The organism is Pseudomonas sp. 05T35 (assembly GCF_056396605.1).
Genome location: NZ_JBFTLU010000859.1, coordinates 1 through 660, shown reverse-complemented (window position 1 = coordinate 660; position 660 = coordinate 1). Strand labels below are relative to the sequence as shown.

General features: G+C 58.0%; 1 pseudogene. It reads left to right on the top strand.

Going from position 1 to position 660, the window contains the following annotated elements:
* Nucleotides 1-107 precede the first annotated feature (107 nt).
* Nucleotides 108-503, top strand: a pseudogene (rnk, locus tag AC1DH9_RS30320) (nucleoside diphosphate kinase regulator); the annotation flags it as partial.
* Nucleotides 504-660: the final 157 nt, after the last annotated feature.

The window sequence follows — 660 nt, the reverse complement described above, 5'->3', positions numbered from 1 at the left end:
GTGATAGTGTCCGGATACGCCTCAACTCATCGAGGCCCGTGAAAACCCCGCCTATTTCTGGCGGGGTTTTGCTTTTGTCGTGCAGAAAAAAGGAGTCTGCCTTAATCATGACCGCACCTTCCATCATCCTTACCCGTCTGGACGTGCAACGTCTGGAGCGTTTGATCGACAGCCTGGATGACTCGCTGCCAGGTGTTATCGCGCTGCAAACCGAACTGGATCGCGCCGATACGCTGGTCGGTCACGATGAAGTGCCTGCCGATGTCGTGACCATGAACTCGCGTGTGCATTGCCGTGAAGAAAGCAGCGGCAAGGACTATCACCTGACCCTGGTTTATCCACAGGACGCCAATGCCGACGAAGGCCGGATTTCCATTCTGGCGCCAGTAGGTAGCGCGTTGCTCGGTTTGAAGGTTGGCCAGCACATCTACTGGCCGGCACCGGGTGGCAAGACCTTGAAGCTGACCCTGCTTGAGGTTGAGTCGCAACCCAAGAATGGCGGCGACTGCACGTTCYGACACGCCTCAGGCCTGTTCGAGCGCCTTGTTCAATGCGCGCTCCAGGTCTGCCTTGTAGCGCAGGTAAAGATTGCTCGAACTCTGACCATCACCGAGCAGGCCGGACAGGTCCAGGTACCGAGCAGGCCGGACAGGTCCAGGT